Raw genomic sequence first — 22,791 nt, forward strand, 5'->3', positions numbered from 1 at the left:
CCATGGGCCTCCAGGGGCGTTCCCGCATGTCCCCCGCCTGCGGCCAAACACCGCCGGCCCGACGGGATACCGTCCGACGGCGACTGATCACCGCCCCCGGGCCCGGCCTCTGCCGGCCCAGGGCCGGGGCCAAACCCGAACGGAGACCCCGCCGCCCGTCATCTGGGCTCGCTGCCGCCCTCTGTATCGATGTGCGGCAGGATCCGGTCCAGCCACCGGGGTGTCCACCAGGCGTGCCGGCCGAGCAGAGTCAGTACGGCGGGAACCAGCAGCAGCCGTACGACGGAGGCGTCGATCAGCACACTCACCGCGAGGCCGAGTCCGAGCATCTTGACCACGATGTTGTCGCTGAGGATGAACGCGGCGAACACGCTCACCATGATCAGGGCGGCGCAGGTGATGATCCGGGCGGTGATCTCCAGGGCGTGGGCGACCGAGGCCTTGGCGTCCTGGGTGCGCTTCCAGGCCTCGTGCACGCGGGTGAGCAGGAAGATCTCGTAGTCCATGCTGAGGCCGAAGATGATGGCGAACATCATCATCGGCACGTAGCTCTCGATGGGCACCTTGCCGTGCACGCCGAGCGCGGGCCCGCCCCAGCCCCACTGGAACACGGCGACGACGACGCCGTACGAGGCGGCGATGGACAGCACGTTGAGGACGGCCGCCTTGACCGCGACCAGCAGGCCGCGGAAGACGGTCAGGATGATCAGGAAGGCCAAGGCGACGACCACGCCGATGATGAGCGGCAGGCGACCGGCGACGACGTTGCGGAAGTCGACCTGGGCGGCGGTGGTGCCGGTGACGTATCCGTGGGCCTTGGTGCCCTTCACCGCGTCGGGCAGGGTGGTGTCGACCAGACGGTTGGTGAGGTCGGTGGTGGCGGCGTTCTGCGGGGACTTCTGGGAGAAGACGGTGGCGATCAGGACGTCGCCGTCCTTGGTGGGGGTCAGCGGGGTGACGGCAGCGGCGCCGGGCACCCCGTCGAGGGTCTTCTGGGTCTGCTGGGCCAGGGAGGAGCGCTGATCGGCGGGGACCTTGCTCTGGTCGACGACGACGGTGAGCGGGCCGTTGGAACCGGGCCCGAAGGCGTCGGTCATCAGGTCGTACGCCTTGCGGTCGGTGAAGGACGTCGGATCGGCGCCGTCGCCGATGTGGCCGAGCTGGATGGAGAACACCGGGATCGCGAGGACGACGATCGCCGCGATGCCCGCCGCGAGGAACCAGGCCGGCCGGTGCTCCACCCGGCGGGCGTAGTTGTGCCAGGTGCCGTGGGGTTCGGCGCCCGGGGCCGTGTCGGTCTCGGCGACGGGGCGGCGCACCTTCAGGCGGTCGATGCGCCGGCCGATGAGACCCAGCAGCGCGGGGACGAGGGTCAGCGCGCCGAGGACGGCCGTGACGACCGTGACCATGGCCGCCAAACCGAGTTTGCCGACGAACGACACCCCGGACGCGTACAGGCCGGCCAGGGCGACGATCACCGTGCAGCCCGAGACGAGGACCGCGCGCCCGCTGGTGGTGGCGGCGTGCCCGGCGGCACGCACCGGATCGAGGCCCTCCATGAGGTTCTGCCGGTGCCGGGTGATCAGGAACAAGGAATAGTCGATGCCGACGCCGAGCCCGATCATCGTGGCCAGGGTCGGGGAGACCGTCGCGAAAGTGAACGCGGACGCCAGCAGGCCGAGGCAGGCGAGACCGCAGATGACGCTGATGAGGGCGGTGACCAGGGGCATGGTGGCGGCGATGACGCTGCCGAAGCCCAGCAGCAGGACGACAATCGCGACCGCGAAGCCGATCAGCTCGCTGACGCGGTCGTCGGCTTGCGGACGGGCCAGTTCGCCGAGCGGACCGCCGTACTCGACCTGCGCGCCCGCCGAGCGCAGCGGCTGCACCGCGCGGTCCACGCCGTTCAGGTAGCTGTGGCCGAGGGTGGAGGGCTCGACATTGAAGCGGACGGTGATGTAGCCGGTCTTCGCGTCGGACGACAGCGGGCCGACGTTGGGCCGGGCGGGAGGCTTGCCGGCGGCGGCGAGGGGGTTCTGGGCGGCCAGGACGTGCGGCAGTTTCCCCAGATCCGAGATGGTCGTGGAAATCTGGCCGCTGAGCGAAGTGAGTGGCTTGGCGTTGTCACGCAGAACGATCTGGCTGCTGTAGCCGCCGGCCGCCGGGTCGTGCTGTTCCAGCACCTGCAGCCCCTGCTCGGACTGCACGCCGGGGAGGGAGAAGTTGTCCGAATAACTCCCGCCGAAGGAGCGGTTGAGGACCTGGAGGACGGCCAGCGCCACCAGCCAGGCGACGATCACGATCACGAAGTGGCGGGCGCACCACTGGCCCAGGCGGCGCAGTAACCCCGGGTGCCCCGGGCCCTGGTGCTCCGTGTCCCTCTTCGCCCCACGGTGGTGGGCCATGTCTCGATCCTCGTGGCCGGAGACGAACGAACAGTCTCATTACACGCCAGCCCCAGCACCGCGGCATCCGGGACCGGTGCCATGGGCCACCGCGTACAGCCCGTGGACTCGGGCCGGCCGTCGTTACACCAGCCAGCTGCGCATGATCTGCTGAACAGTCGAGCCGTCGAGGTCGGAAATCTTCAGGGCGACCATGTTCCGAGCCGCCTCCGAGGTTTGAATACGGAAGGCGGGATTTTCTTGGTTGAGGAGGTCGATGATGGAGGTTGCGGCATCCTCAGGGGTTTGCGCACCTTCAAAGGCCTGAAGACTTCGCGACACGTATTTCGAAAGTGGGGCGGCATACGGCCCCGCTGCCTCGATGAAGGACTCATCGAGCCCAATATTCTTCACAAACTCGCTGGCTACTGCCCCGGGTTCGACCACACTGACTGATACCCCAACCGTTGCGGCAACCGGGGCCAACGCTTCCATGAAACCTTCGACGGCGAACTTCGCGGCACTGTATGCCTCATTGAACGGCTGACTGACCACTCCCCCGACACTCGTCACGTTGAGCAGGCGGCCTTGAGAGCTCCGCAGCGCGGGCAGCGCCGCATGAGTCAGATTGAGAACCCCGAAGAAATTTGTTTCGAACACTTTGCGTACATCGGCGACAGTTCCTTGCTCCAAGGTGCCAAGACTGCCGGACCCCGCATTGTTGATCACCGCATCCAGTCGCCCGAATCGGGCAAGGGTGTCCTTGAGGCAAAGGCGTACTGATTCCTCACTCGTCACGTCGAGCTGGCTGACAACGATCCGGTTCGCGACACCTTCGACTTCTGCGGCTTCCAGAAGCCGCTGAGACTTGCCGACGTCACGCATCGTGGCGATGACGCCCCAACCCGATTTGGCCGCGCCTACGGCAGTGGCCAGGCCGATACCGGACGAGGTTCCAGTTATCAGAACGTTCTTGGTGCGGTCATTCATGTGATTTCCCATCAAGCGGGAGCGCTCGGCGAGCCCTCATAAATATTGCACTCTTAGTGCAATATTATCACGGAGGCTGTAGGCGGCCGAGGACGTCTTCATCCAGCAGTCGGAGGCGCCGTCAGCTACGGCGGCGCGTTGCCGCGTGGACGCGCGGCCTGGGTCTGGAAGACCGCCCCCTGTGGCGTTACGTGGGCAGGGTGCCCGCCCAGTGGACTGCGGTGTAGGAAGGGCCGGGCAGTACCTGGACGCCGAACTTCCCTCCGGCCGCATCCTCGGGAACGTCGAATCCGAATGTCACCGTCTGCGAAGCCCCTGGGGCGATCCTCCCGGTGAAGCCGACGCCGACATCGTTTTCGAAATCCACGATGCGGGCGGCCTGCAGCTCTGCATCGCCAGTGGTGGCCTGAACGACCGTCAGCACCGCGTCGAACGCCTTCCCCGTGCCGTTGGTTATTGTCACCGCGCATCTGACCGCCTTGTCGCCCGCTGTCCTGCCCGCGGCCGCACTGCTGGGGCTGTAAGGGGCGGGTCCCTCAACCTTTACCTTGAGCCCGTCGTGATAGGTGAACGTGTCCCCGAAAGCGGAAGCCCGAAGCTGTGCCGTGCTGGGCGGAGTGGTCACAGAACCCGGCGGCGGCTCGGTCGAGGGAGTGCTTCCGGTCGGTGTCGCACTCGTCGAGGGCGTCGATGCCGCGGTGCTCGGAGAGGACGACCCGGATGGCACCAGTCCCCCACTGCCGCCACAGGCGGCCACGGCCACGGCAGCACCGACAGCCAGCACACTGGTCCACAGCCTCCGCGACCAGTACTGGGCATTCATGGCGACGCGCCACGTTTCTCGGCTCGGCAGGAGGCCGCCCGCGCCTGCGGATCAGCGAACCCACAGGGGCGGCCGATTTCTCATGTGCGAGACATCGACCTAGGTGATGCACGCAACGACTTGCCCCGGGATCTGTCACTGCGATCTTCTCGAGGCAGCTAAATCTTCCCGGTCCATCAGCACTGCCATCGTATTCCCCGCCGACATCCGGTCGCCGAACTCAGCCGGCCGGTGTTCGAAGCCACACCTGCCTGTCTGTGTGGCCGACACTTCCAGGCGGGCGTCCCCTGTCCCCATCACGGACAGGGCGCCAACTCCGGTGGCCTGAAGGTTGGCTCCGGTCCGACGCAGGGCAGTGATCCCGGGGGCCCAGGCTGCCCCAAGGGGCAGCGAAGGCTACCCCAATCGAGTACCGAACAATGATCACGCGTCACCACACCTGTGCGTAATCATGAGCACATGGGTGTAGAGCTGACGTTGACGCCACAGCACCTCGACGTGGAACCGGGACAAACAGTCGAGTGCGAACTCACTCTCCACAATACTGGTTCAATCGTCGATCAATTTTCTGTCGAACTTATTGGCGATGCCAACGATTGGGCGTCCATCGAGCCTCGTTTTGTCAACCTTTTCCCGGACAGCGATACCACCATAACAGCGAAATTCAGTCCGCCTCGATCGTCTGCCGTGAAGGCAGGAGAAATTCCATTCGCTGTACGAGCCACTTCCCGGGAGGACCCTGCCGGCTCCCAGATCGAGGAAGGGACGGTCCGGGTCAAGGAGTTCGTCGAGCTCGCCGCAGAATTCCTTCCCCACGGCTCCCACGCCTCCTTCCGGACGCGACATCGGCTGGCCGTGGACAACCTGAGCAACCACGACCTGCCGGTGGGCATCCGGGTGGCGGCGGCGGACGATGAACTCGTCTTCAAGCTTGCCAAACCGTCCGTCGACATCCAGGCGGGCCGGACGGTGCTCGTACCTGTGTCCGTCATCCCCAAGAAGAGGTTCTTCAAGGGCAGGAACAAGACGCATCCGTTTCAAGCCACTCTGACCACGTCGGGTAACGCCCCGGTCACCGCCGATGCCGCGATGATCCAGGAGCAGATACTCCCGAAATGGTTCTTCAAGGCCTTCATGACCCTGCTCGCTCTGGTCGCGACCCTGGGCATCCTCTCCGCGACCGTGTTCAAGGAATCTCTGGAGTCGGATGAGACCCCTGCGCCGCCGACCGCACCCCAGCCAAGCAGCTCGACCCCTGCGCCCTCTGCCACAACTCCCGCTCCCGCCACGGGCGTCCCCCCGAACGGCAGCTCCACGGCGCCTGGACAGAGCACCGCCACCGGGTCCGCCTCGTCCAGTGGAGCCGGCACGGAGGTCATCCAGGCGAACGCCGCGCCTGGACAGTCGGGAACTTTCCAGCAATTCAATTACACGGTGCCCAACGGGCAGACGTACACCCTGACAGACATCACGCTTTCCAGCCCCCCGGGGAGCACGGGAACCGTGCAGGTCCAGCACGGTTCGGACACACTGGTCTCCCAGCCGCTGGACAATCTGTCCACCTACACACAGCACTTGGACCAGCCGGTAGTGGTGGGGTCGGGGGATCAGATCATTCTCGCGGTGGACTGTCACAACAGCTCAAGCCCGTGCACACCGGCCGCGGTCCTCACCGGTCAACTCCAGTGAGAACTCGGTCGCGTCATGAGGGAGAACCCTCCGTACACTGTTGCCCTTCACATCTGGGGAACTACCCGAGTGGCTGCTCTAACAGCTCTCGATTTCAGCAGCCTGGGCAAGCAGGATGGGACGTGTCTGCGATGTGATGAGGATGGGAGTGCCATGAGGAAGGCGAACCAACAAGCGGAGCACACGCGGACCACGAAGCCTTTGAGGTCTGGTGTCCGCCTCGTCATCGGTGATGCCGACGGCCGGCTCTCACTGGGCATAGAGCTGTCGCGCAGCGTGCATGACGAACTCAGCCGATCGGGAAGCGTCACGATCCTCCGCGACGACGTGTACGTCGACGTTGACCCCGGTGTGATGAACTGCGAGCCACGCGTGCGGTTCCTGACCATGACCTGCCCGGCGTCTGATGCGTATCCCGTTTGACGCACGAGGGACGCTGCGGCCGACTCTCTATCTCTTGATTGGATCGATCGAGCCATTTGTGGGGTGGTGTCACCCGAGGGTGCTTGGCGGTGGCCAGCCGGACTTCAGTTCTCCCCGCCCGGGTTTCCCACTTCGCCGCCCGGCGCCGCCCCGCCCTGTGCCGTAGGAGGTACGGATTCTGCGATGTGCCGCTGTGCCCTTGTCCCACTGTGGGCAAGGCGACCGCGCCGTCGCCGTCGGCGCCTGACTGCTGTCGGACATGGCGAGAGGGAAGGCGGTCCCGTCGCTGAATCCTTTTACCTGGACTTCCGCTCGTTCATGTCCTTGGTCTTGTTCCTGGCTCGAACCCGGACTGCCGTGAATTTCTCCTGGGGAGCCGGCCACGCCGACTGCGACCGCTGCTTCTCTCGCTCTTCCGAGCCCGTCTCCGGGGCAGTGTCCAGGGCGACAGTCTTGACAAGAGGACCGACCTCGTAATGCGCTTCCGGCACCAGGGGCGCCACAACCATCAGCGTGAAGCTCGCCTGCGGGACCGTACCCCAGGCGGACCACAAGTCGGACTGGCCCACCGGCCCGATGTCTTCCGCGACCCGCACCTCAAGGGCGCCCGGGGCGCCGACGAGGGAGCCTTGGAGGCACGCCGCCGGCAGGACGTCACAGGTGGCGAAGGCGCTCAGAACCCGTCCGAGCAGTTCATGAGCCTTCTGCGCCGTGCCCGCCTCGGTGGTCACCAGATACGTCATCTGGTAGCGGCGCACTGGCCGCGCCCTGCCCACGACCTTGTGCTCGGCATCGCGGATGTCAGCGATCCCTGCTCCACGCCCGCTCACGTCCTCTCGGACGTCGTGAAGAAAAAGCGTCACGACCCGGCGCGCGCTCTTGCGGCTGGTGCCTTCCTTGCCCGCGGAGCCGTGCCCAGCAGCGCGCAGCTCCGCGCCCGGTGCCTCGAAGCTGAGCTCGGTCCGGGCCGGCAGCCATGGCGCCAAAAAGGTACGCAGGGTCTCGTCGACATCATGGAACACGTCTTCACTTTGTCCGTGCTCCTCATCGGATCCCAGGGGCCATGGGGAGGTCGTAAGGTCGGTTGCCGTTGCCCGAAGATGCAGTACTCCATGTCTTTCCATACGTCCGTTGGCCCATGGGACTCCTGCCCGAGCCTTGCCAGGATCGGAGAGTCAGCTTTCGAGACGAGCATCTGGAGGACGCGTGCCCAGTTATCTGTCACCAGGGGTTTACGTCGAGGAAGTTTCCTCCGGTTCTCGGCCCATCGAAGGAGTCGGGACAGCGGTTGCAGCTTTCGCCGGGTTCGCGGAGAAGGGGCCTTTCAACGAGCCCACTCTCATCACCAACTGGACCCAGTTCGTCCAGCGGTTCGGGGACTTCGTCGAGGGGTACTACCTCGCCCACGCGGTGTACGGCTACTTCGTGAACGGCGGCGGCGTCGCTTACGTAGTGCGTCTGGGTGGGAACGGGAACGGGAACGGGAGCACCCGCGAGATCGAGCCGAGCGCTCAGGCCTCGCTCCCCGTGGACTCGGGCCGTTCTCCCTTCACCGTGAAGGCTCTTGCAACGGGCAGCGCCGGAGACGACATCAGTGTTGATGTCGGCGAGGCGTCCGAATCGGCGAACGAGAGTTTCAAGCTCGTCGTCAAGGTCAGTGGAAAGCCCGTCGAGACCTTTGACAACGTCACGGCCAAGAAGGGGCCCCGCAATGTCGTGACGGTCGTCCGGCAGGAGTCGAAGCTCATCACGATCGAGGAGGTGAAGGGAGCACCACTGGCGGTACCCACGAAGGGGAAGCGTGTCGCGCTGTCCGGAGGAGCACCGCAGCCGGAACCGGCCGTGCCCGCGCTCTCGGCGGAGGAATACATCGGGGACTCCTCCCTGAGGACAGGCTTCGCCGGGCTGGAAGCGGTCGATGCGGTCACCATGCTCTGTGTTCCGGACGCCATGTCCGCTCTGCAGCACGGCACCCTCGACCTGGATGGGGTGAAGGCCGTCCAGCAGGCGATGATCGGCCACTGCGAGCTCATGAACAACAGGATGGCCATCCTCGACACTCCGCCCGGATTGAACGCGCAAGGAGTCAAGCGCTGGCGCGAGGAAAGCACCGCCTTCGACTCGAAGCATGCCGCGATGTACTGGCCGTGGCCCCGGGTGATGGACCCCATCGCCGGCAAGGTCGTCTCCGTCCCGCCGTCCGGCTACATGGCAGGGGTCTGGGCCCGCAATGACGCCACCCGCGGCGTGCACAAGGCTCCGGCGAACGAGACGGTGCGGGGAGCGGTGGCACTGGACCTGGCGATCACCAGGGGTGAGCACGACCAGCTGAACCCGATCGGCATCAACTGCATCCGTGCCTTCCCCGGCCAGGGGATCCGGGTGTGGGGCGCCCGGACGCTCTCCAGCGACCCGGAATGGCGCTACATCAATGTGCGACGCCTCTTCAACTTTGTCGAGGAGTCCATTCTCCGCGGCACCAACTGGGTCGTCTTCGAGCCGAACGACACCAAACTCTGGGACTCGGTCAAGCGCACGGTGACGATGTTCCTCCGGGCACAGTGGCGAGCAGGCGCGCTGTTCGGCAGGTCCGCCGAACAGTCCTTCTTCGTCAAGTGCGACGAAGAGAACAACCCCGCCGAAAGCCGCGACGCCGGCATCCTCAACGTCGAAATCGGAATCGCTCCGGTGAAACCGGCAGAATTCGTCGTCTTCAGGATTTCCCAGTTCGCCGAGGGCGCGGGCCTGGAGGAGTAGCAGATGACCCACCTCGTCCAGGAGGCATGAAATGCCTGCCGATCAGACCAATGACGTCCTCACCGCATCACGGTTCTCGGTGGTGATCGACGGATACGAGATCGCTTCTTTCTCGGAGCTTTCCGGAATCACCACCGAAGTTGAACCGGTCGACTACCTCTCCTCATCGGACAAAGAGCTCATCATCAAGAAGCTGCCGGGGAGGCGGAAGCCACCCACGGTGGTGCTGAAGCGAGGCAAGACTTCCGGCGTGGAGCTGTGGGCCTGGCATCAGACGGTTCTGCTGGGTGACATCCTGGCGGCACGCAAAAGCGCTTCCCTGGTCATGTACAGCTCCGACAACAAGCCTGTCGCTCGTTACTACCTGTCCGACGCCTGGCCGTCGAAGATCGAGATCGGCGCGCTCAAGGCCGGCAGCAGTGAGGTGCTCATGGAAACCGTGACGCTCGTATGCGAGAACATCCAGAGGGTGGCACCGTGACGACGGCGGAAATGACGACTGAACAAGGCATGCGCACCGAATATCCGTTCGTCCTGCCTCGCGGATATGTCGACGAGGCAGGAGTCGTTCACCGCGAAGGCGTCATGCGGCTTGCCACGGCCCGGGACGAACTGACGCCCCAGACGGATCAGCGCGTACGCCAGAACCCGGCTTTTCTGACCGTTCTACTCCTTGAGCGCACGGTCACCAAGCTGGGCAGCGTCCCGGAAGTCGACACGTTTGTCATCGAGAACCTGTTCGCATCAGATCTTGCGTTCCTGCAGGATCTGTACCGCCGTATCAATCAGAGTGGCCACACGGAAGCAGCAGTCACCTGCCCGTCCTGCGGCCATGATTTCGCGGTGGATTTCGCCGGTGATGTCTCGGGGGAATCCTGACGTACGCGGCCGACCGCCTCTGGGAGGAGGCCGCGTACGTGGCGTACTACCTTCACTGGCCATTGAACAGCATTCTCGATCTGGAACATCCGGTCCGGGAACGGGTCATCGAGGAAGTGGGTCGCATCAATTCCCGCCTCAGCGACTGAAGCGACTGAAGCTGCCACAGAGAACTTGTGAAAGAGGGTGTCATGGGCGGCTGGTTCTCTCGACGCCGGCAGCGTGCCGGCGCGCGCATCGCAGCCCGGACGGCCCCGGCTCAGCAGGCCGGTCCCGTCCAGCACGCCGGCCCGGTGACGCCCGGCGTGGCCGCTGCCGCGCCGTCGGGCGAGGGAAACTCTCCCGCACGTCCGCCGTCGGCAGGTCGTACGGCGAAGGGCTGGCTGCTGCTGCCCACGATGAGCACGACCGTCTCGGACCGTCCCATCCTGACCCTGCACAATCCGAGGCGGACCGGCCCGCTGGGAGTGATCGCCCCTGATTCCAGCACCTCAGCGCGATCACGTGCCGACATATCTGTCGGGTCGGTGGAAGGACTCACGAAGACCTTGTCCTTCCCGGAGGGGAGCGCACGGCCCGGGTCCCGGGAACAGAACGGGTCACCGGACGCCGGCGACTCCGCGCCCTTGCGCCGTCTGACTGCCACTCAGAGCACCACGGCTCCCCCCTCATCGCTTGGTGACACCTCTCTCATCCACGCGACATCAGCACACGTGGGCGAGGCACGGGTGGCTTCGACGCCGTACCGCGCGCCCGGCTGGCTGCGCTCCGCCCAGGAGATTCCTCTCCCCATGCCGGAACCGGAGGCGGTGCCGGAACCGGAGGCGGTGCCGGACATCGCCGTACCGGCCGCGGAGCCCATGCCCCCACTTGGCGACGGCGCCGACCTCTACCCCCCGAACACGGTGCTGGCCCAATGGACCTCGCCGCTGCTGGCGGAACGGAACTCCGCGGACCGCGCCGGAGCAAAGAGCCAAGACCCGGAGGACCAGTCACCTCAGGAGCGCCGGGGGCCGGCCGAGCCGCCGCCCATGAGCGCGTCCCTGCCCCGCATCGGACCGCCTCCGGCCGGCCCCGCGCGGGGAGCGGCGCCCGGACGCCGCAAGAGTGTGGGACAGAGCAGGCGTCTGGGGCTGGGCAAGCCGCTCCCTTCCGGTCGGCCCGCTGCCACCAGCAAGGCACAAGAAGGCCCGGAGCTTCCGGAGGCAGGACCGCGCGATGCCCGAATCGCCGGCGAGGAGGAACAAGAGGATCAGACCGCGTCCGGCAGTGCCGACCGCACGGTACGGCCGCCGCCATCCCCGCCCGAGCGGCCGGAACGCACGCCTGATGACGCGGTCACTCCTGATGACGCGGCCATCGCTGAAGGGGCGACGCCGGCTTCTGGCAGCACTCCCTCCCGGGCTGACGAGCGTGCGCGGGACCGGCTCCCGCACGGCACGACGCCCCTGAGGCACCCGCGCCTGGCTGACCGGCGAGGTGAGGGTGTGCCCGACGCCGCCGACCGATCGCGACCGGTACCGGACCGGGAAGCGGCCGGACCGAAACCGGACGAGGAGGGGCCTAAGGCGAAGCCCGACCGGGAAGCGCCCGGACCGAAGCCTGACCGGGAAGCGCCCGGACCGAAGCCTGACCGGGAAGGACCCGGATCGAAGCCTGACCGGACCACCGAGTCCCGGCCACAACCGCCACGCGCGAAGCCCCGGCAGGAGTCTGATCAGTCCCAGGCCCGGCCGGAGCCCGCGCAAGCCCCCGGGCACCGGCCGCGCCCGAAGTCGTACGAGCAGAGCCCTCGGTTCCGGGCCGAAACGCTGAGCGTCCCTCAGTCCGCCCCGCGCGGAAGGCCACTCCGGCTCCGCACCCTTCCTCTCCGCATGCCTCCGGAGCGCGTTCCCGCGTCGATCGTGGCCGCCTTCAAATCGACTTACAGCGAAGACCTCTCGCACGTGCCGGTGCATCGAGACGGCCACACGTCGTCCGAAGCACGAACCCACCAGACACGCGCTTTCACGCGGGGCGGCGAGGTCTTCCTGCCCCAGGAGGAAGGGCCCCTCTCGGAGCCGAGGGCTCGGCGACTCCTGGCACACGAGCTGGTCCATGTCGTGCAACAGCGTCATTTGGGCGCGGGCCTTCCCGCGGAGCATTCGCTGGCGGGACAGCTGCTGGAGGTCGAAGCCAAGCAGGGAGAGGCACTGTCCACCGGGTCAGACGTCCACGAAACCCCTCCGCCTCTCACACATCGGACGCCGCCTGGTTCCCGGCAGCACATGCAAAACCTGGTCGAACAACTGGTGGAGCAAAGCTTCGAACAACTTACCGAGATCTCGGAGTCCTCAAGCGGTCCCGTGCCCCACACAAAGGAGGCTGCGACGGCCGACGGGACTCCAGCCGCACCTCCAGCCAAACCGCAGCGCTCTCGGGCGGTCGTCGGGCCTGTACAGCGATGGGCTGACGACGCAGAGCTCGAATCCATCCTGACCGGGATCAAGATGGAGGCTCTCTCGCGTTCCCGGAATCAGTACCCGCCCTTCACCCGGGACTCTCTGCCCGCCGACTCCCGTGCCCAGGTCACTCAAGAGGTGCAGCTCTGGGCAGAGCGGATCAAGGCGGGGGACTGGCCGCCAACGGCTGAATGGTTTCAAAATGTCAGATTCCAAACGCACACAGCTTCTCACCCGGGCGTGGGAGCAGCCAGCTACACCGATCTCGTAGCCGGCAATCCCCAGATCGGTACGGAAGTGACGCTGCAGATCCAGCTGCTGCGCAATCGCGATCGAGAACTCACGAGCGGCTCGGTCGGAGGCGGCCCAGGTGGTGGCTTGAGCCGCAGTACTCTCCCCCGCGTGCCCGACGTCGTGGGCAAGCACGTCCTGGAGGCGGAGGACCTGCTGGACGAGGCCAGTAAGCAGACCGAATCGTACTGGCACCTCGAACCTCCGGCCTTCCAGGTGACGAGGTACCTGCGCGAGAGCTCGGCGCCACGCGACACGGTCATTGAGGTTGATCCGAAGCCCGGCGAGATCATCATGCCTCACGTGACCTCCATCAAGATCGTCGTTTCTCGAGGTGGCAGCGTGGCTTCCGTGACCGCCTCGGTTTTCGAGCGGCAGGCGGAATGGGCCGCAGGTCTGCTCGGTATCTCACTTGGATCGGAAACCAGGCGCCGTATTCGCGCCCGGTTCGGAGTGGCGGACGACGCCGAGGGAAGCGCTCCCGCTCTCGGATCCGGATACACCCTTCCTCCCAGTCGGCCACGTCCGGGCCGCCCTGCCGCCGGCTCCGACTCGGCGGCGGCAACCAGACCCGGCACGCCGATACCCCGAACTCCCCGGCCGGCCTCGCCTAGCCCGTCTGTACCCACAGGAGGGGCGGCCGCGCCGCGGCCGCCGGCGGGAGCGAACCGGGTTGCATCGCGGCCGCCGGGCCAGGCAATTGCCCAGGGCCAGCCCCTTCCCCAGAGCCAGCCCCTTCCCCAGAGCCAGCCCCTTCCCCAGGGCCAAAGTCCTCTGCCCCAGTCCGCCCCGGCCGCAGCACCCCCGCCGAACCAGGCCCTTACCCAGAGCCAGACCCTTCCCCAGGGCCAAAGTCCTCTGCCCCAGTCCGCCCCGGCCGCAGCACCCCCGCCGAACCAGGCCCTTACCCAGAGCCAGACCCTTCCCCAGGGCCAAAGTCCTCTGCCCCAGTCCGCCCCGGCCGCAGCACCCCCGCCGAACCAGGCACTCACGCGCGAAGCCAGAGCGCAGGCGCGCGTGCAGAGTCGGGCGGTAGCGCAGAACCAGGCACTCACCCGCAGAACCCAGACACTCGCCCGCAGAACCGAGGCACTCGCGACGACCGCGCCGAACCAGGCACGCGGGCAGGCGCCCGCGACGGATCTGGCGGTAGCGCAGAACCAGGCACTCACCCGCAGAACCGAGGAACTCACCCGCAGGACCCAGGCACGCGCCGCGGCACAAGCGCAGTACCTGGCACGCCCGGAGACCCAGGCACGCGCCGCGGAGACCCAGGCACGCTTCGCGGAGGACCAGGCACGCCGGCAGAACGAGGCCCTCGCGCGCGCCGAGGCACGCGCGCGCCAGGCCCAGGAACGCGCCGAGAACCAGGCACGCGCGGCGAACCAGGCACGCGCGCAGGCACTCGAGCAGAACCAGGCACTCACGCAGAACCAGGCACTCACGCGCAGAACCCAGGAGATCGTCCGCGGAGCTCAGGCACCCGAGGAGGACCAGGCACTTATACAGAACGCACCTCCGGAGGACCAGGCACGTCAGCAGAACGAGGCCCTCGCGCGCGCCGAGGCACGCGCGCGCCAGGCCCAGGAACGCGCCGAGAACCAGGCACGCGCGGCGAACCAGGCACGCGCGCAGGCACTCGAGCAGAACCAGGCACTCACGCCCAGAACTCCGACACCCGGCTGGGGTCAAGCAGTCGCGCGCCGTGCACAGGAGCGCACGGCGAACCAGGCACTCACGGAGGACGAGGTCCGCACACAGAGGCAGGCAAGCCAGGAGCAGGCCCGCGCTGCGAGCCGGGCGCGCGCGGAGGCACCCGCTCGCGCCGAGGAACGCGCGCGCAGAGCACAGGCACTCTCGGCCATGGCGTCCAGTCGGGGCCCTCGGGATCGGGGCAGTGCACCGGCTTCGCCCGCCTCGCCGGCCGGCCCATCGGGCCAGGTCAGCACGTCGGCAGCCCCCCAGCTCGACGCAGCGGCGGCAGCCCCCCAGCTCGACGCAGCGGCGGCAGCCCCCCAGCTCGACGCAGCGGCAGCGACCCAGGCCCGGGCAGGGGCGGCCTCGGTACCTGCTGAGAATCAGCTCGGTGCACCACAGCTCCCCCCGCTCGACGCGGCGGCAGGCCCCCAGGCCCAGGCCCGCCCACAGCCTGGGGCGACCGTGCCGACAAGTGCGGCCACTCCAGCGAAGCGAGGCGCCCCCGAAACCGGGCGGCCTCAGGTCCTCAAGATGCCGGACGTCAAAGGGCTGCTGCAGATCGAGGCCGAACAGAAGTTGCGCGATGCCAATATCAAGGTGTCCGCCATCTACCGGCGGGAAGATCTCCAACCGGAAGGCCGCGTCCTGCGCGCGACGCCTGAGCCGGGCAAAGTCCTCGGTCTGACGAAGGCACAGAACGTCGAGGTGACTCTCCTTGTGTCGGCTGGCCTGGGCCCCAGCACAGGCACGGCGGCGCGCGCGGAAAAAATCGCAGGGTTTCTCGGCGCCAAAATGGTGGACGAGTCGCACGATTGGCTCAGATCACTCGTTGGGCTCAGGCCGACGGAGCCGACGATGCCGACGGAAAAAACCGGAACGAGAGCTCAATCTCTGCTTCCTCCCGAGATTGAAGTGGAACCTGCGGCTGCACCTGAGGCGGCACCTGAGGCTGCACCAACAGATTCCTCACTGGACCTGATCACTCGCCTGCAGAGCGACGAAAACTTCCTGGTTCGCCTGGTGGAGCAGCTCTATCCCCGGCTACAGCAAAAATTGATCAGAGAGCTACGAGCCAACAGAGAACAGAGCGGCCGTCTCTCGGACCACAACTATCTCTAAAAGGCACTCGATTCCCGGAGGAGAAAAATGGCCACCTTCGACTCACTGGCACTTGCCAACCGGTTCTCCGTTGTCCTGGACGGAGACATCAACCTGGGATACTGGTCTTCGGTACGAGGCCTCGACGTCACGTGGAACCTCTGCGAGTACCGGGCGGGAGACGCCGCCAACTCGCGACTCTTCTACCCGGGGTCGACGAAGTACTCCGACATCCAGCTGTCCCGCGCCGCGTGTGCGGACTCGCAAACCGTGCAGCAATGGCTTGCCACCTGCTCCATCTCGATGCAGAAATGGAGTGGCACCATCTACCTGGCAAATTCGGAGCAGCAGGCTGTGGTCAGCTGGAACCTGTACAACGTGATGCCGCTGAGCTGGAAGCTCGAAACCCCGCTCGACGCTTCGCAGAGCAAGGTAGCCATCGAAACTCTCTCCCTGGCACACGAGGGCTTCCTGGACGACAACCAGAACTTCGACTCCACCCTGCTCACGCCGGACCAGGTCCAGGACAGCTCGTATGCGCAGGGCTTCGGTGACACATCGAACGCGCAGGCCGGCGCTAACATCCCAGGATGACTGAAGGGCGATCAGGATGAGTACGCCGATCAAGACTTCGTCGGTGTCCGCACCGCCCAACGTGTTGCCCAGCGAAAGGATAGGGCCCGGCCTCAATCTCCGCTTCCAGGTCGTGCTGGACGGAAAGGTAGATCTGGGGTTCTGGAAGAGCTGCAAAGGCCTCTCCGTACAATTCGTCAGCAAAGAATTCTACGAGGGCGGGACCTACGATGTCCCGGCAGCCATCCTCCCGGAAAACCTGAAGTACACGCCCGTCACGCTGGAGCGAGCCGTCACGGAACACGGATCAGCTCGTGTACAGCAATGGCTGTCCGAGATGGCCAGTAAGTGGATGAACAACCGGTACTGCGACTACGGGGGCGGCACCGCGGCAATCACTTTGGCAGACGCCGCCCTGAATCCTGTCGCCAAATGGGAGCTGCGCGGCGTCTACCCTTCCAAGTGGACAGGTCCGGATCTTGACGCCATGGGTTCCGGAGGCGTGGCCCTGGAACGCCTGGAACTCGTTCACTCAGGATTCCTTTCGTAGAGGTGACGGCATGGTGGACATACGTCAGTGGTCCCGCTTGGGTCACGACAAGGCGAAACTGGTGTCGATAGATCCCCGCGCTCCGGGGATGGTGTTGTTCGACTTCAACCCGAATAAGATTCACTTTTCTCGTCACGTCATCACCACGGGGTATGGGACGGATACTGCAACCTCAGGCAAACAGCTCGTCAAAAGTGAACCGGGTACAATCAGGATCACGGAGATCATTCTCCAAGGTGCCGACACGAAGAACAGGTGCGATCAGCTCCTGTACTGGACTTCGCAGCCCACTGGCATGCTTGCTGAGATGGCGTCGGGCCTGATGGATTTGAAGGTCAAGCTTCCCGAGTTGACCTTCCAATGGGGACCGCCGATGGTCGGGTTTTTCTATCAGGTCTTCATGAAGTCGTGTGAAATCAGCTACGAACGGTTCGGCGACAACGGCGAGCCGTCACGGGCCAGGGTGAACCTGACGTTGGAGGAACAGCCGTCCCTGCTGGGCAGGCTGCCCACCAACCCGACGTCCGGCGGGCTGGCAGGCCGTCGAGCGCATCAAATGCACCAGGGCGAGAATCTGGTGAACGTGGCAAACCAGCAGCTGGGCCATCCACAACACTGGCGGGCTCTCGCCGAGGCGAACCGGCTGGACGACCCGTTGAGGATCAAGCCCGGCACATCGATTTTCGTACCCAGTCCGCGTGAGCTGGAGCAGCGTCGAGGTAGGTGACTGACGGCATGTCCACCCCACTGGATCTCGGAAACACCGCTACGCGGCGCGCCCGCGTGATGATCGGGCCGGGGGCGCCTCTCCCGTTGCCTATGCTGGTTGAGGAGGCAATCCAGCGAGTCGTCGTGGAGACGTCGTCGTTCGCGCCCGGCATGTTCGAAATCACGTTCCGTGACAATGACGGAAAGATCACCGAAGCGGCCGGCATAGCGATCGGTTCTGCTGTGTCCATCGCAGCCGAGGGTGGCATCGCGCAAGCGGCGCCGAAGACGATCATCACGGGTGATGTGATCGCGATCGAGGCCTCCTGCACGGGTCTCCTGTCGCAGACCACCGTCCGTGGCTACGAACGCTCACTGCGCTTGCAGCGCGTCAGAAAGACGCGCACGTTCGTCGACATGACGGACTACGACATGGCAGTCGAGATCGCCATGAACGCAGAGCTCGTGCCCGGGGAGATGGTCGAGACACCCTACGTCTATACGCACATGACCCAGTTCAACCAGACCGACTGGGATTTCCTGCAGTGGCGGGCGCAGGAGATCGGCTACGAAGTTGGAATCGACGAAGGCGCCTTGTATTTTCGGCCCTCCTCAGGGACGGTCGAGGGGGCGGCGCTCGATGACGCGGAGGCTTTGGAGCACCCTGCCGTACCCCTTGAGTTCAAACGGAACCTCCTCGAATTCTTCCCGTCGGTGAGCGCGGCCGGTCTCACCCAGAGCGTCGAGGTCCGGGCGTGGGATCCTGGTCTCGCGGAACCGCTGATCGGGGAGCTGGCGGCCGAGAGCACGACCGCTGAGGTCCTCGAAAACCCGGTTGTATTGGCCACCCAGGCCTGGGGGGAAGAACTTCCCACCCTCCCCGTGATGTCGACCTCGATCCTCAACCCCGCGGAACTGTCGCCCCCGGTGGACCCGGAAGCGTATCTCGTGTACGACCGGCCGCTCGATACCGGCGTCACCGCGGAAACAGCGATGGAGATATTCGCCCAATCGCTGGCCGATCAGCGGGCGAGTACGTTCCTTGAGGCAGAGGGCTACGCCGTCGGTGACCCGAACATACAGGCCGGCGGCCCGGTGGAGATCTTCGCGGTACCCGCCCGCTTCATCGGTGTCTACCAGGTGACGCGGACCAGGCACACCTTCGACGACGAGACAGGCGGTTACCGCACCAGATTCTGGGTCACCGGACGCCATAACCGCTCACTGCTCGGTCTCGCCTCCGGCGGGGATCAGATCAGGCCGCCCCGTATCAACGGTGTCGTGTGTGGCATCGTGACCAACAACCTGGACACCGGTCTGCCGCCGCGAGGACGGGTCAAGCTCGCCTTTCCGTGGCTGTCACCGGACTACGAGTCGGACTGGGCGCCGGTCGTACAGGCCGGCGCGGGTCCCACCAGCGGACTGCTCTGGTTGCCTCAGGTGGACGATCAGGTCCTCGTGGCCTTCGAATTCGGGGACATTCGCCGCCCCTATGTTCTGGGCGGCGTCGCGAGCGACCTGGCGTCCGAGGCCATGGAGGCGGGTCTGGGCGCGCCGGCCGTCGAAAGCGAGCTGGGGGCCGTCACCCGGCGTGGGATGTACTCGCCCTCCGGGATGAACCTCACGTTCACGGATGTCGCCGCGGCCCCGGACACCCCGCCCGAGATGTCGGAGATAACGCTCGGGTCGTTCGAGGGCGCCATAGGTGTGACGATCAACCAGACGGACGGAACGGTGTCGCTCACCGGTGGAGCCGTCTCGATCGAAGCCGCAGAATTCAGTTTCAAAGGAACCAGGATGGATTTCGAAGCCGCGGAGGGACTGAGTATCAAGGCAGGGGCGCAGTTTTCCCTGACGGCAGGAGGCGAGATGAGCATCAATGCAGGAGGTGCGCTGAGCGTCGCCGGTGAGGGCGAGCTGAACATGTCGGCCGTGGGCAACCTGAGCATGGAGGCGCCCTTCATCGAACTCAACGCGTGAAGCACACCCCCGGGAAAGGCTGGCCAGATGTCCGACGACGCGTCGACCGACTTCATCGGTACCGGCTGGGCCTTCCCCATGGGCGTGACGCCGAGCGGAGGTATTCTCACCGTCTCCCGAGAGGCCGCACTCGTCCGTGCCATGCGCCTGATCCTGTCGACGTACCCTGGCGAGCGCCCCATGCGGCCCGAGTTCGGATCGCACCTTCGGGACTACGTGTTCAGCACCATCGACGAACTGGCCGCCGCGGAGATCGCCCACGATGTCCGACAGGCGCTGCTGCGCTGGGAACCACGTGTGGACATCAATGACGTACTGGTCATGCCGGATCCGGACAATCCGCAAGTCGCCTATATCGACATCATGTACACGGTGAAGGCGACCAATGACCAGCGCAACCTGGTCTTCCCGTTCTACAGCATTCCGGACAACGAGGAGGACTACTGATGGTTCTGCCCACCCCGAACCTGGACGACCGGAGCTTCCAGAGCTTGGTCGACGACGCCAAGCGCCTGGTCATGCGCCGTTGCCCGGAGTGGACAGACCACAATGTCTCCGACCCTGGGGTGACGTTGATCGAGACGTTCGCCTTCATGACCGACCAGCTCCTCTACCGCGTGAACCGGGTGCCGGACCGGCTGTACATCAAGTTTTTGGAACTGATCGGCGTGCGCATGCTGCCGCCGACCCCGGCCAGGGTGCCGGTCACGTTCTGGATCTCCCGTCCGGCCCGCGTCACCCACGTCATCCCGGAGCACACGCGTGTGGGAACTGCGCGCACGGAGGTCATGGAGGCCATCGTCTTCGCCACGCTCACACCGTTGAGTATCGTTCCTGCCGCCCTGACCCACCTCGGTTCGAAAGAGGCAGAGAGTCAGGAACTCACCGAGCCCTCGCAGGATCCGGCGCACTTTCCGTCTTTCCCCGCGTTCTCGTCCACGCCCCGTCCCGGTGACTGCCTTGTGCTGGGCCTGGAGGAACCGGTGCCGAACTGCGCGTTGCGCGTCGACCTCGACTGCACCCTCGAGGGTATCGGTGTCGACCCCGCGCATCCGCCGTTGCGCTGGGAGGCGTGGACCGGCGAGGCCTGGTCGCCCTGTGACCTCTCCGAGGACACCACCGGCGGGCTCAACCGCAAGGGAGTCGTGGTACTGCATGTCCCTCCGGGGCATGAGAGCAGTCCGCAGTTCGGGCACCGGGCCGCATGGCTGAGGGCGTGCGTCACCGAACCCGAGCATGCCGGTCAGCCGATGTACAGCAGCTCCCCGGTGATCCGCGACCTGCGCATCACCACCGTGGGGGGGACCATCGAGGCCGTCCACGCCGAGATCGTGGAGGACGAGCTGCTCGGCACCGCGGAAGGTGTGCCGGGCCAGCAGTTCACGGTGCGCCGGCGCCCCATGCTCACCGGCGCCGGAGAGGCGATCTTGGAGGTGGCCACCGAGGACGAGTGGGAGCGCTGGCAGCCGGTCACCGACTTTTCCTCAAGCAGCCCCGACGACAGGCATGTCGTGTTCGACCAGGCGGGAGGCGCGGTCCTGTTCGGCCCCGCTATCCGGCAGCCCGACGGATCGCTCCGCCAGTACGGGGCCGTACCAAAAGTGGGTGCGACCGTCGTCATGCGGCGTTACGCCACCGGGGGCGGCCGCAAGGGCAACGTGGCACGTGCGGCGATCCGTACGCTCAAGTCATCGATTCCGTATGTCGCCCGGGTGGAGAACCGCTACCCGGCGCAGGGCGGAGTGGACGGAGAGACCATCGAGGAGGCCAAAGCCCGCGGTCCCCTGGTGCTGCGCGCGCGCAGCCGTGCGGTCACAGCGGAGGACTACGAGGTGATCACTCGGGAGGCGGCACCGGAAGTCGCCCGGGTCCGGTGTCTGACGGCCGGCGAGCACGACGTCGATGCCGGCGCGGTGAAGGTTCTGGTGGTGCCCGCGGCAGCAAGCGAGAACGGCGTGATCCAGTTCGAGGATCTCGTGCCCGCACCGGAAACACTGGAGCGGATCGCCCGGCGCCTCGACGAGGTACGCCTGGTGGGAGCACGTGTCCTCGTGGAACCCCCGCGCTATCAAGGGGTGACGGTCGTAGCCCGGCTGGTGGCCCGCCAGTACACCGATCTGGACCGCCTCCAGGCCGATGCCCTCGACAGCCTCTACGCCTTTCTCAATCCGCTCACCGGAGGGCACGACAACACCGGGTGGACCTTCGGCAGGGATGTCCAAAGCGCCGAGGTCTCCGCCGTCCTGCAGCGGGTCCCCGGCGTGGACTACGTCGACGACCTGCGCATCTTCGGAGCGAATCCGGTCACCGGCGAGCGCGGCCGTCAGGTGAAGCAGAAGCTGACCCTGGAACCGTACAGCGTGGTCTTCTCCTACCAGCATCAACTGCTCATCGAGGAGGGAGAGTCATGAGGGGCACCGTCGAAGGGCTCGGCACTCCCTATCCTCTCGGGTCGCTGCTTCCCGCGGTGTACCAGGAGGACGAGTTCGCCATGCGGCTGACGTCGAGCTTCGACGAGCTTCTGGCACCGATCATCTCGACGCTGGACTGCCTCGAGGCCTACGTCGACCCGCTTCTCGCACCCTTGGACTTTCTTGAATGGCTGGCGGGTTGGGTCGGTATCGCGGTGGACCCCCACTGGCCCGTCGACCGGGCACGGATCGCCGTTGCCCATGCCGTGCAGCTGTACCGGATACGGGGAACGACCGCCGGGCTTCGGGCATACGCGGAAGTCCTGACGGGAGGGCAGGCGGAGGTCGTCGACAACGGAGGAGCCGACTGGTCCGTGACGCCGGGTGGCGAGCTTCCGGGTGAGGACACGCCCCGCCTGGCCATCCGCGTCACGGTTGACGACCCGGACAGTGTGTCGTTCGGACTGCTGGACGCGCTCATGGCCGCCGCGAAGCCCGCTCACGTGGTTCATCGGCTCGAGGTGGTCGGACGATCATGATCGTCTGTGGCACGTGCAAGGCGCACAACGACGACGGCGACACCTTCTGCGGCACGTGCGGGAAGTTCCTGGAGTGGACCGGCGAGAAGGTGACCGCCCCCGAGGTGTCCGCCGACATCATCAAAGAGGCGGAGGAGGCGGCCGCCAAACCACGCAATCCCATGCGGTCCTTCGTCCATGCGGTCATGTACGCCGATGCCACACAGCCCACGGAGAAGGACAGCGAAGACAAGGTGAGCGCCGGCAGCAAGCCGGCGGGCGCGCCGGCGTCCCCGCGCGGCGGGCCTCCTCCGCCTCCCCCTCCACCCCCTCCCCCTCCTCCACCGCCACCCCCACCGCCTCCGCCACCGCCTCCGCCACCGCCACCGCCACCTCCTCCGCCCCCACCGCCGCCACCCCCACCGGGCGGAGGGCAAGATTCCCAGCCGCCTCCTTCCGGGGGAAGCAGCGTTTCCGCATCCTCTCCTGACAGCCCCGCGCCTCCCCCCAGTGGCGGAGCCTCCGGTACTGAGGCTGGTGCTCCACCGCCGCCTCCCCCTCCTCCCCCGCCTCCTCCC

Annotated in this window: 18 protein-coding genes and 1 pseudogene; 15 read left to right on the forward strand and 4 right to left on the reverse strand. The window is 66.2% G+C overall.

What is annotated here, in order from left to right:
- Positions 1–158: 158 nt before the first annotated feature.
- The 3 genes from ABZ854_RS27400 to ABZ854_RS27410 all read right to left on the reverse strand — a co-directional run bounded on the left by ABZ854_RS27400 (position 159) and on the right by ABZ854_RS27410 (position 3,837).
- Positions 159–2,405, reverse strand: a complete 2,247-nt coding sequence (locus ABZ854_RS27400) for an MMPL family transporter (protein WP_361215528.1) — start codon at positions 2,403–2,405, stop codon at positions 159–161.
- Between the two features lie 123 nt (positions 2,406–2,528).
- The gene (locus tag ABZ854_RS27405) at positions 2,529–3,374 is read right to left on the reverse strand and encodes an SDR family oxidoreductase (protein ID WP_361215531.1); all 846 of its coding nucleotides are present in this window, start codon (positions 3,372–3,374) and stop codon (positions 2,529–2,531) included.
- Positions 3,375–3,561: 187 nt separating this feature from the next.
- Positions 3,562–3,837, reverse strand: a complete 276-nt coding sequence (locus ABZ854_RS27410) for a hypothetical protein (protein ID WP_361215534.1) — start codon at positions 3,835–3,837, stop codon at positions 3,562–3,564.
- 819 nt (positions 3,838–4,656) lie between these two features.
- Between ABZ854_RS27410 and ABZ854_RS27415 the strand changes: the two genes are divergently transcribed.
- Both ABZ854_RS27415 and ABZ854_RS27420 read left to right on the forward strand, forming a co-directional pair.
- Positions 4,657–5,886, forward strand: coding sequence for a hypothetical protein (locus ABZ854_RS27415; protein ID WP_361215537.1), 1,230 nt, complete (start codon positions 4,657–4,659; stop codon positions 5,884–5,886).
- 153 nt (positions 5,887–6,039) lie between these two features.
- Entirely contained in the window at positions 6,040–6,309 is a 270-nt protein-coding gene (locus ABZ854_RS27420; RefSeq protein ID WP_361215540.1) for a hypothetical protein, read from the forward strand.
- Positions 6,310–6,605: 296 nt separating this feature from the next.
- On the opposite strand, the gene ABZ854_RS27425 is transcribed toward ABZ854_RS27420, so the two are convergent.
- On the reverse strand, positions 6,606–7,331 hold the full coding sequence (locus ABZ854_RS27425; protein WP_361215542.1) for a Pvc16 family protein: 726 nt from the start codon (positions 7,329–7,331) through the stop codon (positions 6,606–6,608).
- Positions 7,332–7,515: 184 nt separating this feature from the next.
- Between ABZ854_RS27425 and ABZ854_RS27430 the strand changes: the two genes are divergently transcribed.
- The 13 genes and pseudogenes from ABZ854_RS27430 to ABZ854_RS27490 all read left to right on the forward strand — a co-directional run bounded on the left by ABZ854_RS27430 (position 7,516) and on the right by ABZ854_RS27490 (position 22,234).
- Positions 7,516–9,066 carry a phage tail sheath subtilisin-like domain-containing protein gene (locus ABZ854_RS27430; protein WP_361215545.1) on the forward strand — a complete coding sequence of 517 codons (1,551 nt, stop codon included), beginning with the start codon at positions 7,516–7,518 and terminating at the stop codon, positions 9,064–9,066.
- 31 nt (positions 9,067–9,097) lie between these two features.
- Complete coding sequence (locus ABZ854_RS27435; RefSeq protein ID WP_361215548.1) at positions 9,098–9,547, forward strand: phage tail protein; 450 nt, start codon at positions 9,098–9,100, stop codon at positions 9,545–9,547.
- The gene (locus ABZ854_RS27440; RefSeq protein ID WP_361215550.1) at positions 9,517–9,945 is read left to right on the forward strand and encodes a hypothetical protein; all 429 of its coding nucleotides are present in this window, start codon (positions 9,517–9,519) and stop codon (positions 9,943–9,945) included. Before ABZ854_RS27435 ends, ABZ854_RS27440 begins: the two co-directional genes overlap by 31 nt.
- Entirely contained in the window at positions 9,942–10,094 is a 153-nt protein-coding gene (locus ABZ854_RS27445) for a DUF6760 family protein (protein ID WP_361215678.1), read from the forward strand. The genes ABZ854_RS27440 and ABZ854_RS27445 overlap by 4 nt, the downstream gene beginning before the upstream one ends.
- Before the next feature lie 1,725 nt (positions 10,095–11,819).
- Positions 11,820–12,050: pseudogene (locus ABZ854_RS27450) on the forward strand (DUF4157 domain-containing protein); the annotation flags it as partial.
- Positions 12,051–13,694: 1,644 nt separating this feature from the next.
- On the forward strand, positions 13,695–15,494 hold the full coding sequence (locus ABZ854_RS27455; RefSeq protein WP_361215681.1) for a PASTA domain-containing protein: 1,800 nt from the start codon (positions 13,695–13,697) through the stop codon (positions 15,492–15,494).
- A 27-nt stretch (positions 15,495–15,521) separates the two neighbouring features.
- Positions 15,522–16,067, forward strand: coding sequence for a phage tail protein (locus ABZ854_RS27460; RefSeq protein ID WP_361215553.1), 546 nt, complete (start codon positions 15,522–15,524; stop codon positions 16,065–16,067).
- Between the two features lie 16 nt (positions 16,068–16,083).
- Entirely contained in the window at positions 16,084–16,596 is a 513-nt protein-coding gene (locus ABZ854_RS27465) for a phage tail protein (RefSeq protein ID WP_361215556.1), read from the forward strand.
- A 10-nt stretch (positions 16,597–16,606) separates the two neighbouring features.
- Positions 16,607–17,323: a hypothetical protein gene (locus ABZ854_RS27470; protein WP_361215558.1), complete on the forward strand. Its 717-nt coding sequence runs from the start codon at positions 16,607–16,609 to the stop codon at positions 17,321–17,323.
- A gap of 8 nt (positions 17,324–17,331) precedes the next feature.
- Entirely contained in the window at positions 17,332–19,284 is a 1,953-nt protein-coding gene (locus tag ABZ854_RS27475; RefSeq protein WP_361215561.1) for a phage baseplate assembly protein V, read from the forward strand.
- 27 nt (positions 19,285–19,311) lie between these two features.
- A complete protein-coding gene (locus tag ABZ854_RS27480) occupies positions 19,312–19,731 on the forward strand; it encodes a GPW/gp25 family protein (RefSeq protein ID WP_361215564.1) in 420 nt (139 codons plus the stop codon).
- On the forward strand, positions 19,731–21,695 hold the full coding sequence (locus tag ABZ854_RS27485; RefSeq protein ID WP_361215567.1) for a putative baseplate assembly protein: 1,965 nt from the start codon (positions 19,731–19,733) through the stop codon (positions 21,693–21,695). Before ABZ854_RS27480 ends, ABZ854_RS27485 begins: the two co-directional genes overlap by 1 nt.
- Positions 21,692–22,234 (forward strand): phage tail protein, encoded by a 543-nt coding sequence (locus tag ABZ854_RS27490; RefSeq protein WP_361215570.1) that lies wholly within the window; start codon positions 21,692–21,694, stop codon positions 22,232–22,234. Before ABZ854_RS27485 ends, ABZ854_RS27490 begins: the two co-directional genes overlap by 4 nt.
- Positions 22,235–22,791: the final 557 nt, after the last annotated feature.

Origin of the sequence: Streptomyces sp. NPDC047028, assembly GCF_040644095.1 — a bacterium.
Taxonomy (GTDB): Bacteria; Actinomycetota; Actinomycetes; order Streptomycetales; family Streptomycetaceae; genus Streptomyces.

What these genes read in the sequence shown, in the direction of transcription:
- ABZ854_RS27475 (WP_361215561.1), top strand. Translation starts at nt 17,332, where the DNA reads ATGTCCACCCCACTGGATCTCGGAAACACCGCTACGCGGCGCGCCCGC.
- ABZ854_RS27435 (WP_361215548.1), top strand. Translation starts at nt 9,098, where the DNA reads ATGCCTGCCGATCAGACCAATGACGTCCTCACCGCATCACGGTTCTCG.
- ABZ854_RS27420 (WP_361215540.1), top strand. Translation starts at nt 6,040, where the DNA reads ATGAGGAAGGCGAACCAACAAGCGGAGCACACGCGGACCACGAAGCCT.
- ABZ854_RS27465 (WP_361215556.1), top strand. Translation starts at nt 16,084, where the DNA reads ATGAGTACGCCGATCAAGACTTCGTCGGTGTCCGCACCGCCCAACGTG.
- ABZ854_RS27470 (WP_361215558.1), top strand. Translation starts at nt 16,607, where the DNA reads ATGGTGGACATACGTCAGTGGTCCCGCTTGGGTCACGACAAGGCGAAA.
- ABZ854_RS27415 (WP_361215537.1), top strand. Translation starts at nt 4,657, where the DNA reads ATGGGTGTAGAGCTGACGTTGACGCCACAGCACCTCGACGTGGAACCG.
- ABZ854_RS27485 (WP_361215567.1), top strand. Translation starts at nt 19,731, where the DNA reads ATGGTTCTGCCCACCCCGAACCTGGACGACCGGAGCTTCCAGAGCTTG.
- ABZ854_RS27400 (WP_361215528.1), bottom strand. Translation starts at nt 2,405, where the DNA reads ATGGCCCACCACCGTGGGGCGAAGAGGGACACGGAGCACCAGGGCCCG.
- ABZ854_RS27405 (WP_361215531.1), bottom strand. Translation starts at nt 3,374, where the DNA reads ATGAATGACCGCACCAAGAACGTTCTGATAACTGGAACCTCGTCCGGT.
- ABZ854_RS27440 (WP_361215550.1), top strand. Translation starts at nt 9,517, where the DNA reads ATGCGAGAACATCCAGAGGGTGGCACCGTGACGACGGCGGAAATGACG.
- ABZ854_RS27460 (WP_361215553.1), top strand. Translation starts at nt 15,522, where the DNA reads ATGGCCACCTTCGACTCACTGGCACTTGCCAACCGGTTCTCCGTTGTC.
- ABZ854_RS27480 (WP_361215564.1), top strand. Translation starts at nt 19,312, where the DNA reads ATGTCCGACGACGCGTCGACCGACTTCATCGGTACCGGCTGGGCCTTC.
- ABZ854_RS27490 (WP_361215570.1), top strand. Translation starts at nt 21,692, where the DNA reads ATGAGGGGCACCGTCGAAGGGCTCGGCACTCCCTATCCTCTCGGGTCG.